The 13,762-nt window shown below is 58.2% G+C and carries 11 protein-coding genes; 3 read left to right on the top strand and 8 right to left on the bottom strand.

From position 1 onward, the window contains the following. Positions 1–11 precede the first annotated feature (11 nt). The 4 genes from sstT to ACR0AJ_RS16895 all read right to left on the bottom strand — a co-directional run bounded on the left by sstT (position 12) and on the right by ACR0AJ_RS16895 (position 2,841). Positions 12–1,241, bottom strand: a complete 1,230-nt coding sequence (gene sstT, locus ACR0AJ_RS16910) for a serine/threonine transporter SstT (RefSeq protein WP_170350941.1) — start codon at positions 1,239–1,241, stop codon at positions 12–14. Between the two features lie 145 nt (positions 1,242–1,386). After that, complete coding sequence (locus tag ACR0AJ_RS16905; protein WP_170350942.1) at positions 1,387–1,902, bottom strand: hypothetical protein; 516 nt, start codon at positions 1,900–1,902, stop codon at positions 1,387–1,389. Positions 1,903–1,940: 38 nt separating this feature from the next. Then, positions 1,941–2,408 carry a cysteine hydrolase family protein gene (locus tag ACR0AJ_RS16900; RefSeq protein WP_480741417.1) on the bottom strand — a complete coding sequence of 156 codons (468 nt, stop codon included), beginning with the start codon at positions 2,406–2,408 and terminating at the stop codon, positions 1,941–1,943. Positions 2,409–2,427: 19 nt separating this feature from the next. Next, complete coding sequence (locus ACR0AJ_RS16895) at positions 2,428–2,841, bottom strand: VOC family protein (protein WP_170350944.1); 414 nt, start codon at positions 2,839–2,841, stop codon at positions 2,428–2,430. 183 nt (positions 2,842–3,024) lie between these two features. Between ACR0AJ_RS16895 and ACR0AJ_RS16890 the strand changes: the two genes are divergently transcribed. The 3 genes from ACR0AJ_RS16890 to ACR0AJ_RS16880 all read left to right on the top strand — a co-directional run bounded on the left by ACR0AJ_RS16890 (position 3,025) and on the right by ACR0AJ_RS16880 (position 9,147). Further along, the gene (locus ACR0AJ_RS16890) at positions 3,025–4,125 is read left to right on the top strand and encodes an efflux RND transporter periplasmic adaptor subunit (protein ID WP_480741416.1); all 1,101 of its coding nucleotides are present in this window, start codon (positions 3,025–3,027) and stop codon (positions 4,123–4,125) included. An 8-nt stretch (positions 4,126–4,133) separates the two neighbouring features. Then, positions 4,134–7,256 carry an efflux RND transporter permease subunit gene (locus tag ACR0AJ_RS16885; protein WP_480741414.1) on the top strand — a complete coding sequence of 1,041 codons (3,123 nt, stop codon included), beginning with the start codon at positions 4,134–4,136 and terminating at the stop codon, positions 7,254–7,256. Between the two features lie 85 nt (positions 7,257–7,341). Then, positions 7,342–9,147 (top strand): BCCT family transporter, encoded by a 1,806-nt coding sequence (locus ACR0AJ_RS16880; RefSeq protein ID WP_480741504.1) that lies wholly within the window; start codon positions 7,342–7,344, stop codon positions 9,145–9,147. A gap of 89 nt (positions 9,148–9,236) precedes the next feature. On the opposite strand, the gene ACR0AJ_RS16875 is transcribed toward ACR0AJ_RS16880, so the two are convergent. The 4 genes from ACR0AJ_RS16875 to ACR0AJ_RS16860 form a co-directional block, all read right to left on the bottom strand. After that, complete coding sequence (locus tag ACR0AJ_RS16875) at positions 9,237–10,211, bottom strand: sensor histidine kinase (protein ID WP_170350947.1); 975 nt, start codon at positions 10,209–10,211, stop codon at positions 9,237–9,239. Continuing rightward, positions 10,208–10,885 carry a response regulator transcription factor gene (locus ACR0AJ_RS16870; protein ID WP_480648450.1) on the bottom strand — a complete coding sequence of 226 codons (678 nt, stop codon included), beginning with the start codon at positions 10,883–10,885 and terminating at the stop codon, positions 10,208–10,210. The genes ACR0AJ_RS16875 and ACR0AJ_RS16870 overlap by 4 nt, the downstream gene beginning before the upstream one ends. Next, complete coding sequence (locus ACR0AJ_RS16865) at positions 10,882–12,447, bottom strand: DUF4153 domain-containing protein (RefSeq protein ID WP_480741413.1); 1,566 nt, start codon at positions 12,445–12,447, stop codon at positions 10,882–10,884. The genes ACR0AJ_RS16870 and ACR0AJ_RS16865 overlap by 4 nt, the downstream gene beginning before the upstream one ends. Positions 12,448–12,570: 123 nt before the next feature. Then, positions 12,571–13,569: a helix-turn-helix domain-containing protein gene (locus ACR0AJ_RS16860; protein WP_170362142.1), complete on the bottom strand. Its 999-nt coding sequence runs from the start codon at positions 13,567–13,569 to the stop codon at positions 12,571–12,573. Positions 13,570–13,762 lie beyond the last annotated feature (193 nt).

Here is a 13,762-nt window from a genome sequence, read left to right as displayed (position 1 = left end):
GTCAGGGCCGCTTAGGCGGCGACTTGCTCCATCGGCAGTTTGCGGGGATAGGGATCGCCTTGCTTGTACGATCCTGCCGCGGTGAACAGCACATCGGTGGACGAGTTCAGACCGGTTTCCGCCGAGTCCTGAAGAACACCGATAATGAACCCGATGCTGACCACCTGCATGGCCGTTGCGTTGTCGATACCGAACAGGCTGGCGGCCATTGGGATCAGCAACAGGGACCCGCCCGCGACGCCCGACGCGCCGGTGGCTGCAACCGAAGCGATAATGCTTAGGAACAGAGCCGAGAAGAAATCGACCTGAATTCCCATGGTGTGCACGGTCGCCAGTGTCATCACCGTGATGGTGATGGCGGCACCGGCCATGTTAATTGTGGCGCCGATGGGGATGGTGACCGAATAGGTCTCTTCATCCAGATTCATGCGGCGGCACAGCTCCATGTTGACCGGAATATTGGCGGCCGAGCTGCGCATGAAGAACGCGGTGATCCCGGATTCCTTCAAGCAGGTGAAGACCAGCGGATAGGGGTTCTTACGAATGCGCAGGAACACGATTAGCGGGTTCACAACCAGCGCCATAAACGCCATGCAGCCAATCAGCAGCAACAGCAGCTGGCCGTAGCTGGCAACCGTTTCAAAGCCGGTTTCAGCAATGGTCGAGGCCACGATGCCAAAGATACCAATGGGTGCAACCCGGATGATGGCAGCCACGATCTTGGTGATCGCGCCATCCAGATCAGACATCAGGGTCTTGGTCGAGTCGCTGGCGTGGCGGAAAACCAGCCCAAGGCCGATGGCCCAGGCGAGAATGCCGATATAGTTGGCCTGCGCCAGCGCGTTCACCGGATTGTCCACGATCTTCAGCAGGATGTTCTTGACCACCTCTGCCAGCCCGTCCGGGGCGTCCAAAAGCTCGGGCGTGCCAGTCAGGTGCAAAGAGACGGGGAACAGGAAACTGGCGCCCACTGCAACCAGTGCAGCGGCAAACGTGCCGAGAATGTATAACATCACCACCGGCCCCATGCGGGCCTGGCTGTCTTTCTTGTGGTTGGTGATTGCGGCGCAGACAAGGATCAGCACCAGAACGGGGGCGACGGCTTTTAGCGCGTCGACAAAGAAATCACCCAGCAGACCGACGGCTGAACCAGCAGCGGGCCAGAGGGTGGCGAGAAGGGCACCGGCTACCAGACCGATGATGATTTGCGTAACCAGGCTACCGCGTAGAATAAAATTCATCGGGACCATCCAGTTTGATTGGGGGCCTGACAGGGGAATTGTCGCTGTTCAAGCACGGTTAATTTATAAGATTGCGGCTATATGGGTCTTTTGGATCCAATTTAAACATCTGGACTTAAGAAATAGGTCCAGATTGAAAATTTCCTTATTGAGCCGCCGTCTCGCACGGCCTGACTGTGGGTGTTTCCGTGGACACGCGCTGCAGGCTCCAGGTGCAGGTTTGAACAGTTAGACCTGGCAGGTTTGGCACCTGATCCGAAGCCCAAACACTGGTCACCGAAAAACTGAATGGCGTGTTTGCAGCAGCGGGAAAAAACCGCGCAAGTTCTTTCGACGGGAAAGTGCCGCCGCAGGCTTCGAAATAGCCGCTGACCAAGGTGCCCTCGGGGTTCAGAACAACTGATCCGGTATAAAGCGAGTATTCAGCCCCAAGCTCTTGTTTGTCCGTGTATCGCAGGTCGATGGATATGCGGTCTCCGTCCTGAACGATCCCGGCGCTCATGGGGTCGGACCAGCTTGAGGGCACGCCACCCGTGGTGCTGTCACAGGCATAGCGCCCTTCGTATTGGCCGGTCAGTGAAAAGCCTTCTGCATATGCTGCACAAGGGATGGCCACAAAAATGGCAAAGGCTGTTTTTCTTAAAATGGGGTTCGAGGTCACAATAGCTCTCCTCTCAGATGCGGACAGAGATTGCGACGTCACAAAATATCCGAGTGCTTATCAATCACCTGGCCAAAATGATGCTGCCACAGGTCCACGCCCAGCTTACCGCTGCGATCAAGCGAAGACCCAACAACCGTATCGGCAATTATGGTCGGTTGCAGGCCCGCGTCAAATAGGGCGAACCCTGCGGCAAGAACGCAGGTGTCGGCCTGGATGCCACAGACCAGCACACGGTCGACTTTCCAGCTTTGAAATTGTGCGATGACTTCCGGGGGCGGGCTGTAGCCGTATTTCAGGACAATATGATCTGCCTGAACAAGGCTTTCGTCGACAGAACGTGGCTTCCACCCAATTTGCTGAAAAAAGGGAACTTTTTCCTCGTCATGGCGTTCAACGGTAGCGACCGAGGGGAATTTGGTCGCCAACAGACGGCTGCGTTCGACCAGCCAATCAGGCGGGTCAAAGCTGGGTTGGACGTCGACAACCAATACGGCCTGTTTCAATCAATGCCTCCGATGCTGGCTAAACCGCTTGATGAACCTCGATGATATTGCCCTCGGGGTCGTAGAAGAACAGTTGGTGCCACTCTTTCGCGAATGCGGTGCCATAGTCCGAATACGGAATGCCGTTGTCGTCGAGCAGCTTTTTGAACGCCTCGATATCATCGGTGCGAAACGCGATGTGGCCGCGTTCGACAGGGTTGATAGTCTCACCATGTTTGAACGCGACGTCGAGGTTCTTTTCGGCCAGATGCATCTGCATGGCCCCGTCGGTGGCAAAGCGGATCTTGCCGCTATAGCCCTTGTCGTCGGTCTCATCGGGCCGAGGGAAATTCTCGATCGGGATATCGGCCAACCCCAGAACCTGAGTGTAGAAACGGTGCAACCGCTCAACATCGTCCGAGACAAAGTTGATGTGATGGAATTCAAGTTTCATGAAGGCCCGGCCTTTTAATTGGTGGTTGGCGTCAGAAAATCCCAAGAACCAGCGACAGGCAAGCCCTGTATCAAAGGGATTGATATAGCAGGGAAATGCGTACGCCGTGACAGTCAGAAAACCGTTGCACCGTTTGGGGGATGCAGGGATAGTGAAGGGATCACAAACTACCGGGGATCCTTGATGAACCCTACCAAGCTGTTTGTTTGCGCATTGATCCCCCTGTTTCTGCCGGGCCCGGCAGCGGCCCAGTCCGACGCGCCGCCGCCAAGTGTGACCGTCGCGCCGGTGACGTTGGAGGATTTGCAGAAAAAGACCCAGTTTGTTGGCCGGGTCGTGGCGGATCAAAGCGTCGATCTGCAGGCCCGTGTCGAAGGGTTTCTGGAAGAAGTCAATTTTATCGAAGGCGGGACAGTCGCCAAAGGGGATGTACTTTTTCGCATCGAAAAGAAGAAATACGCGGCCAGTGTGGACAGCGCACAGGCGGCGCTGAAAAGCGCGCTGGCCAGCGCGCAGACCGACAAGGCGGCGCTGGATCGTCAGCAGGCTCTGTTCGACAAGGGAGATGTCCCACAGGCTGTTTTGGACACGGCATTGGCAACCTATGCCGCAGGGCAGGCTGCGGTGGATGAGGCGAGGGCCGATCTGAAAATCGCGCAGATTGATTTGGATTACACGGAAATCCTCAGTCCCATTGATGGGCGCATCGGGTTGTCAGCGGTGGATGCGGGCAATTTGGTAAGCTCCGATACCGGGGTTTTGGCAACGGTTAACAGCGTTGATCCGATGCTAGTGAGTTTTTACATCAGCGAGCCGGTCTTGCTGCAAGAACGCCGCAAAGGGCGCATCACGCCGGGCAACATCAAACTGACCACAAGCATCAAACTGGCGGATGGGGAAACCTATGCCTCCACGGGCAAAGTCATATTCGTGGGCGACAGCGTCAGCCAGAACACCGACACGATTGAGCTACGCGCCAGTTTCGCCAACCCTGACGGCGTGCTGATCCCCGGTCAATTCGTGACCGTGGGTTTGGCCGGTTCAGAGGAGCCCAAAGTGCTGACCGTTCCGCGCAACGCTGTGCAGTTCGACAAGCAGGGTTATTTTGTGTTTTCGGTCGACAGTGACGGCAAAACCCACCGGCAGAATATCGAGATCGGCACTCAGACAGCGACCCGCACTCAGGTGGTATCCGGGCTGAGCGAAGGCGACCGTGTGGTGGTACAGGGACTTCAGAAGATACATGACGGGCTGGTCGTGAAAGCAGTAGACAGTCAGGGTTAGGGGCCGGTTTGATCGCACGCTACTTCATCGACAGGCCGCATTTTGCAGCCGTGATTGCGATCCTGATGGTTCTGTTCGGCGCGGTCTGTGTGCGCCTGATCCCGATTACCGAATACCCGCATATCACGCCGCCGCAGATCTATGTGGATACGTCTTACCCGGGGGCGGACGCGCAGGTCATTCTTGAATCCGTCGCCACTCCCATCGAAGAGCGTGTGAACGGCATTCCGGGCATGTTATCGCTGTCGTCCAAAAGCTCGAATGACGGCACCTATATGCTGAACGTGTCCTTTGAGCTAGGCACTGACCCCGACGTGGCGGCTGTTGAGGTGCAAAACCGCGTGGCGCTGGCCAGTTCCGAACTGCCCTCGGCCGTATTGCAGCAAGGGGTCGAGGTTACCAAGCGGTCAGGCAACATGATTGTGGTGATCAACCTGACCTCGCCCGATGGATCGCGGGATGAGCTGTTTCTCAGCAATTTCGGTGCTGATTTCCTGCACGACCCGTTGCAGCGATTGCCGGGGGTAGGGACGGTGTCGCAATTCGGTCAGCTGGAATACAGCATGCGGGTCTGGATCAATCCGGTGCGTATGGCCGCGTTGAATATCACCGCGTCCGAGGTTGCCGACGCCATCGAGGATCAGAACGTCATCGCCGCCGCCGGACAGGTCGGGGCTCCGCCATTTGCCGAGGGACGAACCGATTTCCAGTTTAAGCTGCGGGCTGATGGGCTGCTGCGAGATGCCGAGGAATTTGGGCGGATCATTGTCGCCTCGAACCCCGACGGGTCAGTCACGCGGCTTGAGGACATCGCTCGGATCGAGCTGGGCGCGGCCACATATTCCGGGTCGACCAAGCTGAACGGCAAGGACTCGGCCACTATCGCCGTCTATCAGGAAAGCGCCGCCAACGCGCTTGAGATTTCAGACTCGCTGCGCGCCTTGATGAAGGATCTGTCGGCGAAATTTCCCAAGGGCGTGTCGTATGAGATCACCTATGACGTTACTGACGCGGTGCGTGTTTCGATCCGCGATATCATGACGACGCTGGCCCTGACGGCGGGGCTGGTGATTGCGGTGACCTTTCTGTTTCTGGCCAGCCTGCGTGCAACCATCGTACCGGCCATCGCCATCCCGGTGTCGCTGCTGGGTGCTGTGGCGCTGATTTATGCCATCGGGTTCAGCGCCAACATGATCACGCTGTTCGCTTTGGTTCTGGCCATTACCCTAGTGGTGGATGACGCGATCATCATCATCGAGAACGCCGAACGTATCCTACGGGATGAGGGGTTGGACCCGCGTGCGGCGACCCTGAAGGCGATGTCTCAGGTCAACCGGCCGATCGTGGCGACGACCTTTGTTCTGGCGGCCGTGTTCGTGCCGGTGTGCTTCTTTCCCGGCGTGACGGGGACGATCTATTTCCAGTTCGCGCTGACGATCATCTTTGCCTTTGTCCTTTCTGCGGTGAACGCCCTGACGTTGGCACCGGTCTTGTGCGCGATGATGTTGAAAACTGACAGCAAGCCCATCGGTCCGCTGGCGATTGTTCCGGCAGTGATAGTCTGGCTACGGCGCCAATACCTGCGCCTTGTGGCGCTGATGCTGCGTTATATGGCGGTGTCGCTGCTGGTGTTTGCCGGGGCCGTCGGCGTGACGGTATATCTGTTCAAAACTGTGCCCACCGGCCTGATTCCGCAGGAAGACAACGGCGTTCTGATGGCGTCGATGGAACTGCCGGACGGGGCCTCGCTGCAGCGTACGCAGGCCTTCATGGCGCAGGTGGGTAAGCTGATCGAACAGACGCCAGGGGTTGCAGCGGTCACAACGGTCTCGGGTCATTCCATGCTGGCCGGGGGGCGTTCGAATGTGGGCATGGCCATTGTTACGCTCACCCCATGGGATCAACGCACCAGTCCGGATTTGCAGTGGTACGCCATCATGCATGGGCTTGAACGACAGCTGGCGACATTGTCAGAGGGGGTCTCATACGTGTTTCCCTTTCCAACCATTCACGGGTTGGGCTCGACAGGGGGTATCTCGGTCCAACTGCTGGATCTGGGCAAAGGCGACGGGGCACAATTGGATGCGGTAATGAACGGCTTTGTAACCGCCCTGAATGCCGCGCCAGAGTTTTCGCGTGCACATGGCGATTTCTCGGCCCAAAGCCCGCAATACAAGCTGTCCATCGACCGAGACCGTGCCGAGACGCTGGGCGTCAGCGTGGCGGATATCTTTACCGCGTTGCAGGCCAATCTTAGCTCGTACTTCGTGGACAACTTCATACTGGACGAGCGCGTCTATTGGGTGGTGATTTCAGCCGATGCCGAATTCCGTCAGACGCTGGATGACGTGGATAACATCTATGTCAAAAACAGCGCCGGAGACTCGCTGCCCGTGCGCAATTTCGTCAGCAGCGAACCGGTCCTCGCACCGGACACGATCCCGCGCTACAACCTGTTCACGGCCGCCTCGGTCAGTGCGCAATTGGCTGAAGGGGTCAGTTCGGGCGACGGTATCATCGCGATGCAAGCGATTGCCGACAAGACGCTGCCTGATGGGTTTCGGATCGACTGGTCGGGTGTCACCCAGCAAGAGGTGAAGGCACAGGGGCTTGTGCCCTTCATCATGCTGTCGGCGCTGGTCTTGGCTTATCTGTTTCTTGTGGTGCTGTATGAAAGCTGGATTCTGCCGCTGTCGATCATCACGTCGGCGGTCTTTGCCCTGTTGGGCGCGTTGATCCCGCTGGCGGTATTACCGTTCCTGACCAGCAATATCTTTGCGCAGGTGGGGATGGTGCTGCTAATCGGGTTGGCCGCGAAAAAGGCGATCATGGTGGTCGAATTTGCCAATCAGCAACGTGAAAGCGGGGCCAGCATTAAAGACGCGGCCCTGAAGGCGGCTGAAATCCGGTTCCGGCCGGTGACGATGACGGGCCTGTGTTTCATCGTGGGGGTTATGCCTCTGGTTCTGTCCAGCGGGGCAGGGGCGGCGGCGCGGGTCTCGGTGGGGTATCCGGTACTGTTTGGCATGATCCTGGACAGCACGCTGGGTCTGCTTATGATCCCGGTGCTGTATGCGGCATTTCAGACCGTTCGGGAATGGCTGTCTGGGTTGCGAACTGCCAACGAGTAGTTCCCGCAAGACCTGAAAATTGTTGCAGTCTTCCGGGGTTTCTCGGATGCTGAACGGCACGGAAACCGAGGTGGGCCCACGCAAAATGTCGCTGCAAGACCCCTTTACGGATCTTAAAATCGAACGGCAGGACAGCGGGTTTTACAAGGGCTACAACCTGCCGATTGCGCTGGTCAGCAAGATCGCTGTCTCGTTGCTGGTGCTATGGGCGTTGGTCTGGCCGCTGAATGCGAATGAAACGCTGAGGTCGTGGAAATCCGGGCTGCTGAGCGAGTTCAACGTCTTCTACAACCTCTCGGTCGCGTTGTTTGCCTTCTTTCTGTTTGTGGTTGCTCTCCTTCCTGCCACCGGGCGTATGCGGTTGGGGGGTGATGATGAGCGGCCCGTATTTACCAATTTCTCTTGGTTTTCGATGATGTTCGGGGCCGGGCTGGGCGTAGGGCTGATGGTATATGCCACGGCGGAACCGCTGGGCCTGTGGGAATCAAATCCGCTTACCATGTCTGGTGAGGTCGCCCCGAAAAGCGCCGAGGCGATTCAGGGTGCCTATCGCTATACCTTTCTGCATACAGGGTTCCACGCTTGGGCCATCTACGTGGTGACAGGGTTGAGCTTAGCCTATTACGCCTATACCCGTGACATGCCTCTGACGATCAGAACGGCGCTGACGCCGCTGCTGGGCGAGTATTCCAACGGGGTTGCGGGCCACGTGATCGACATTTTGGGGGTGGTGGCGACCATCCTCGGGGTGGCGGTGACCATCGGGTACGGAGTGTCGCAGCTTGTCGACGGCGCCTTCCTGATCACCAGTGCGCAATGGTTGATGGAAGGGGGCATGAAACCCTCGACCGCTGGTCTGATTGCGGCGCTGGCGTTGGTCATGATGATGTCGACCCTTTCGGCAGTGTCCGGCGTGGGGCGAGGGGTGAAATACCTTTCGAACCTCAATCTGATCCTGTCATTGATTCTTCTGGCGGTGTTCATTTTCTTTGGCTCGTTTTCTTTTGCGATCAGGATCTATGGGCAGGCATTGGTGGACTATATCGTCAATTTTTTATCGCTCAGCCTGCAGGCCCATTCCCCGATGTCCCAATCCGAGTATGCCGCAGCCCTGCCACCTGATGCCGCCCCCTTCGTGGCCGAGCTGTTTCCCGGCGCAACTTATGCCTGGGACACGCGTGACAGCTTTTTGGCAGGGTTAAGCGGGGACGTGGCCGACCTGCCTGACACGACAAAGCAGGCCGCCTATGAAGCAGGTACACCGGGGCGGCTATTCAGCTGGCAATCGGGCTGGACGACCTTCTATTGGGCGTGGTGGATTGCCTTTTCCCCTTTTGTCGGTCTGTTTCTGGCCCGCATCTCGCGTGGGCGCACAGTGCGCGAATTCATCCTTGGTGCAGTGGTTGCACCGTCTTTGGTTTGTTTTGCCTGGATGACCATTCTGGGCGGCTCGGCCATTGATCTGGAACTGAACGGAGACGCCGATGGCGCCATTCTCGCGGCCTCGACCACGGCGACGCTGTTTGTGACGCTCAGCGAGATGATCTCGGGACATCTGCTGGTAATCATCAGTTTTATGTGCGTGGTGCTGACCATGACCTTTCTGGTCACGTCAGCGGATTCCGGCATTCTGGTGATGAACACGATTATGTCCGGCGGGGCCGAAAAAACCGGGGTCATGCACCGTGTTTTGTGGGGCGGATTGCTGACGCTGGTGATTGGAACCCTGCTGATGGCCGGGGGCGGCGGGCTTGAGGCATTGACCAATTCCATGATCATTGGTGCGCTGCCTTTTAGCGTGGTCTTGTTGCTGATGTGTGTCTCGCTGGCCAAGGCGATGATCAATGATCTGCGGCGTGCGCGCCACGAAGAAAACGAGACTGAAACCTAATCTTGTCTGAGCGTGACCTTCAGGGGCGCATTAGATTGGATCGACTAGCACCGTCGAGAACACTGACTGATCCTGGGAATGATCTGCGCCTATTTGGTCGAGAAACAGATCGAAAAAGCAGCGCCGTCATGTGTCGGTAGTAACGAGATATCCGCACCATGTGCCCGCAGTGTATTGCGCACGATGGACAGCCCCATACCAGTCCCGCCCTGATCGCGTTTAGTGGTAAAGAACGGATCAAATACCCGCGCTTTATTGCCGGAGGAAATTCCTGGCCCATCATCGCCAAGCCGCAGGATCACTTCGGTATCGTCTTCTGTTGCCGACAGGGTCACAACCTGCGCGCCATGTTCTTGCGCGTTGCCGAGCAATTGGCGCAACACGACCAGCAAGCCATTGGAACCAATCGGGATAATTAGATCGCCGCCGTCAAAACGCATTTCGAGAGTGGGAAAATCGCGGCACAATGCGTCTTGCACCGCGTTCAGACAGGTCACCCCCTCATGACGCGACTCGCGCGCGCGGGCTACCTGACGCATGGCGTCGATCTGCTGTTCCATCTGCACGCCCGCGCCGGCAATCTGGTCCACCAGCCTCAGATTTTCAGCCGATAGCGTGTCATCATCGCGCAGTAATTCCGTCGCTACCCTAAGTGTTGCAACAGGCGTCTTCAACTCATGCGTGACATGGTCCGAGAAACTGCGGATAGTGGTTTCACGGTTGCGCAGGGTTTCGGCCATGTCGATGACGCGCTGGGCGGTGGTGCCAAGCTCCTGAGTGCCAAAACGTGAGGGCGGCGAGAGGGGATCGGCGGGGTGCCGAACAACCTGCGTGGCAAAACGTTCCAGCGCAAAGATCGGTCGCAGCAATAGCCGCACCAACAACCAGCCTAGAACAGCCGTGGCCGCCGTGATGATCACCGCCAGCAAAACGGCGGCATTGCGATAGCCCAGTTCCGGTCCCAGATACCGAAACGCAACCAGCCCGGTCAGGGACAACAGCAATGTGCCGCATAGGGCGCCGCCCAGCACGAAGGCAAGGCTGGGGCGCCACTTGCGCCTCATGCCGCGGTGTCCTGAATGCGGATGCCGACACCATGCACAGTTTCGATCACCCCAGTGCAACCGGCCTGCGCCAGCTTACCTCGCAAGTTGCGTAGATGGCTGTCCAGAGTACGGTCCGAGACTTGCGACAACGCCCCCCAGACCGCCTGTATCAGCTGCGCGCGGGTGTGTACCTGACTGGGACGTTCGACCAGCGTGGCCAGCAAAGTGAACTCGGTCGCGGTCAGCGATATGGCGTTTCCGTCCAACCTGCAGACATGCGCGCCTGGGTCCAGCGTGATCCGTCCATGGGTCAAGGTCGGGCTGGATCGCGACCCGGATGCACGTTTCAGGATCGCGCGCACCCGCGCCACCAGCTCACGCGGGCTGAAGGGTTTGGTGACATAGTCATCTGCGCCCATTTCCAGGCCCAGTATCCGGTCAATCTCATCATCGCGCGCGGTCAGGAACAGGATCGGAACCTCGGATCGGGCGCGGATGCGACGGCAGACCTCGAACCCGTCCATCTCGGGCAGGCCAATATCCAGGACGATCAGATCCGGTGCTTCGCGGGCGGCGTGGGTCACGGCCATCTGGCCATCGCTGGCGGTGATCACCTGAAAGCCGGCGCGTTCCAACGCCAGACCAGCCAGATCGCGCAGGCGGGGATCATCATCAACCAACAGGATTTTCATCGCGCCTCGCCTTTGGGGTTCGCCGTAAGATAGCCATTCACACGTGCGGTGCGAAAGTCCCATTCGCGCCAGTTCGGATGGGTTGGGGCAGGATGCACACAGCTTTGGGCCCAGTCGGGAATGTGCATGATCGGCTGTTTGGCAATCTGGGTAGAAATTGCCTTGGAGGCCGAGTGCCCCAAACCACACAGATAGGTCCAGTCGGTCCGGGTCGCAGTATCCGAATCTGCAGCACGCGACAATGTATCCGCCGCAATCAGCGCAGCGAAATTTATGAACGCACAGATATAGAGGGTTCCCACGCTCAACATAGTGACCCGCAGGATCAACCAGACAGACGAACGCCCCCTTTGCACCTGCCAGGCCACCATGGCCAACCCAATTGCCACCAATCCCATCCAGATCAGCGCGTAGATCCGTAGGTAAGTCAGGCCAAACGCGTCGATATACAAGTCCAACCGGAACGCTGCGGACAAGGTCAGCAAAACGTTCTGTGCCAGCCATACAAGCAACAAGGGTTTCAACGCTGGGCTTTGCCCAAGAAAGGGGCGCGCCGCCAGTGCGAAGGCCCCGGCCAGCAAGGCCGTCATCAGCAGGGGGTAAGCGCCGCGATGGGCATATGTGGCGTGGCTCATACCTTCGGGCAGGGCGGCGGCGCCGAACAGGATCGAGATGTCCATGACGCTCTGCGCCGCCAGCATGAGGTTGAACAGAACCAATGCCCTGAAAACCGATCCGGCGTTCAACAGGCGTGACATGTTCCAGCTTAGGGTGGGGGCTGCCATAGGCACATCCGGCGCGGGGGCTGTCAGGAACGGCCAGATCAACAAGGCCAGTCCGCCCCAGAACGCGATCCGGCGGATCAGCACAAACAGGTCGAAATCGACCTTAAGCACTCGGACCAAAGCATGTTCCAACACCGGATTAGCACTGATCAGCAACGCCCCAAGCACGAAGAAGCCACCCAACGGAAAGGCCCAGTTGTGGATGAATACATGAACTATTGAACGGCCGGTTTCGCCATGTGCTACCGGTTTACGGCGCCATCCCCGAACGTGCGCTGCGCATTCCTTGAGCCCTGCAGTCGGAACCCTTTTGATCAGGCGCAAGACTCCACCGGCCAGCCAGGGAAAGAGCTTGCGGTATTTGACCTCTGGTGGGATTTGCAACAACACGATCGCGCTGAGCAGCCCCGCGATCAGGAAGGTCACCGACAAAAGCTGGACATGTTCTATCAAGGGCAGGGTGCCCAGCATCAACACAACTGCGGGCACCAGTAGTTTTGAGCGGGCGTGCTTGTTCACCCAGATGGCAGCAAAGATGCACCAAGCGAAAAGGGCCAGTGAGAGCCCGGGTTTGTGGCCCCAGAACAGTAGATCGCCCAGCAGAACAAGCAGGATCAGTGCAGTAATCCGCGGAAACCTTCGGACGCCGTCCAGCACGTTTCCCGGGGTCGCAGGCGGGGGCGTTGGGTCAACCGACGTGCCACTTTCACTGGCCAGCCACCAGCCATCATGGGCAAGTGAGCGGGGCACCCCCCGGATTATAAGTTCATTGGGCATATCAGCCTCCTGCTTGAGTTTCCTCAAGATTGCAGGGGCAGATCGCAGAACCTTTGCAGCAGTTGTGCAGAATTCGTGCAGATTGGCCCGGACCTACGGGCCCGGCAAGGGGTGTTTGGCAGGTTAGTGCAGCGCGCCGTGATCCCTAAGTTCTCCGGCAAATCGGCAGCTGCGAACGGCCTCGGGCGTGGTGGAATACTGCGCCCTGAAAGCCCGCCCCAGGGCAGAAGCTGATGAAAACCCGGTTGCTGTTGAAATCTCAAGCTGTGGCATGTCGGTATAGCGCAGCAAGCTGTAGGCGCGCTCAAGCCGCAGCTCGCGATAGGTGGTCAGCAATTTGACACCGGTCTTGTTCAGAAACCGCCGCTGCAATTGACGGGTCGAGGCCCCAAGCGCCTGCGACAGGTCCGAAATTTTCAGCGGGTCTTCGACATTGTTTAGCATCTTTTCGATCACCTGCCGGACCATCGGATCAGCCCCGGACCGTTGGATCAGGCGATTGGCCAACTGGCTTGCACAGCCGCGTTTTGGTTCGGTCAGGCCAATGTAGCCTCGTAGACTTTCGGCTAGATGTTCACCGTGGTCCAATGCTACGAATTCCGCCAGCAGGCGCAGGGCGCTCAGTTTGGTCGCGGCACTGTGTACCCGCCCATCGGGTGATTTGTGCGTGGGTTTGCGACAGTCGGCAAGCCCGATCTCCTGCGCTGCGGCCGAGAAATTCGGATGGATGGCGGCGAGGGGCTCATCAGTCTTCGCGCTGTGCGCCAGCAGCAGAGCAGCCCCCCCGACCAGAATGGAGCGTGACGCCAGATTCAGTATCTGCGCAACGCGGGTCTTGTCCTGTCTGGCGCAGTGCCAGGGTTTGTGAATGTCGCCCCAAAAAATCGCAGTGCGACCCGCCCAATACAGGGGGTCGCCAGTAAAGGCATCGGATGTATTCCGAATGGTGACGGCGTAGGTGTGATCTTCGACAAGATCATTCAGAGCATGAAAAAACTCGGTAACCATTTCGGCCGAACCTTCGGCCTCGGGATCGCTTAGAAAAACGTCGATACTTCGCAGCCGTTCAGAGGCCGTTCGGGCCAACTGTACGTGGTTGTTGCCGAGGACATAGTGTTTCATTTCTCCTCCCCCTGCCTGATTTGGCTGCGTTGTTTTGGTCGGTGGACCCCCCGCCTTTTGGCGGGGGGTGTGATTTACTCAGCTGCGTCGAGGTATGCGTCCATTGGTGGGCATGTGCAGACGAGGTTTCGGTCGCCATATGCGTTGTCGACGCGGTTGACGGGGGACCAGTATTTGTCGACGCCCATGGAGC

Source organism: Ruegeria sp. CJ9, from assembly GCF_056536625.1.
The sequence above is the reverse complement of the archived record's forward strand: the minus strand, read 5'-3'. Positions and strand labels throughout refer to the sequence as shown.